This is a genomic window from Herminiimonas sp. (assembly GCF_030645555.1).
Taxonomy (GTDB): Bacteria; Pseudomonadota; Gammaproteobacteria; order Burkholderiales; family Burkholderiaceae_D; genus Oxalicibacterium.
Window position 1 is genome coordinate 1 of the sequence record NZ_JAUSME010000188.1, and the last position, 1,393, is coordinate 1,393.

Sequence of the window (1,393 nt, forward strand, 5' to 3'; positions counted from 1 at the left end):
TCAGGCAACTGACCAAGACCTATGCTTCCGGTTTCCATGCCCTCAAGGGCATCGACCTGGACATCCGCCGCGGTGAAATCTTCGCCCTGCTCGGCCCCAACGGCGCCGGCAAGACCACGCTGTTCAATATCATTTGCGGCATCGTCAATCCGGGCACCGGCACGGTGCTGGCCGACGGCCATGACATCGTCAGCGACTATCGCGCTGCGCGCGCCAAGATCGGGCTGGTGCCGCAGGAACTGTCCACCGATTCATTTGAAACGGTATGGGCGACGGTCAATTTCAGCCGCGGCATATTCGGCAAGGCGCCGGATCATGCGCATGTCGAAAAGGTCTTGCGTGCGCTGTCGCTGTGGGACAAGAAGGATGCCAAGATATTTGCACTGTCGGGCGGCATGAAGCGCCGCGTGATGATCGCCAAGGCGCTCTCGCATGAGCCGCAAATCCTGTTTCTCGATGAACCGACTGCCGGCGTCGATGTGGAATTGCGGCGCGACATGTGGGAAATGGTGCGCGGCTTGCGCGCCAGCGGCGTGACCATCATTCTCACCACGCATTACATAGAAGAAGCCGAGGAAATGGCGGACCGCATAGGTGTGATCCGCAAAGGCGAAATCATCCTGGTCGAGGACAAGGCCGTGCTGATGGCCAAGCTGGGCAAGAAGCAGCTGAGGCTGCATCTGCAACGTCCGTTGGCAGCGATCCCGGCAGAGTTTGCAACATCGCAACTGGAACTCACTCCAGATGGCAATGAATTGATTTATACCTTCGACGCGCAAAGCGAACAAACCGGCATAGCTGAATTGTTGAAGAAACTGGGCGAACACGGTATCGACTTCAAGGACCTGCAATCCAGCCAAAGCTCGCTGGAAGAGATCTTCGTCAGTTTAGTGCACAGCAAGGATTAAGAAAAAACCATGAATATTTACGCAATCCGCGCCATCTACCATTTCGAACTGGCGCGCACCTGGCGCACGCTGATGCAAAGCATAGCCGCGCCGGTGATTTCAACTTCGCTGTATTTTGTCGTGTTCGGCGCCGCGATAGGCGCCCGCATGGTCGAAGTCAACGGCGTCAGTTACGGTGCATTCATCGTCCCCGGCCTGATCATGATGGCGCTGATGACGGAAAGCATCTCGAATGCATCGTTCGGCATCTTCATGCCCAAGTATGCGGGCACGATATACGAAATCCTCTCGGCGCCGATTTCCCATGTTGAAATCGTGATCGGCTATGTCGGTGCGGCGGCGACCAAATCAGTCATCCTCGGCTTGCTGATACTGGCCACCGCCAGGCTCTTTGTTGCATTTGAAATTGCCCATCCGTTCTGGATGATCAGCTTCCTGATCCTCACTGCGGTGACCTTCAGCCTGTTCGGTTTCATCATCGGCAT

Annotated in this window: 1 protein-coding gene and 1 pseudogene; both read left to right on the forward strand. The window is 56.3% G+C overall.

What is annotated here, in order from left to right; translation table 11 throughout:
- A partial coding sequence (locus Q7T06_RS07290; protein ID WP_304782665.1) for an ABC transporter ATP-binding protein occupies positions 1 to 908 on the forward strand: 908 nt, incomplete at its 5' end.
- Positions 909 to 917: 9 nt separating this feature from the next.
- Positions 918 to 1,393: pseudogene (locus tag Q7T06_RS07295) on the forward strand (ABC transporter permease); the annotation flags it as partial.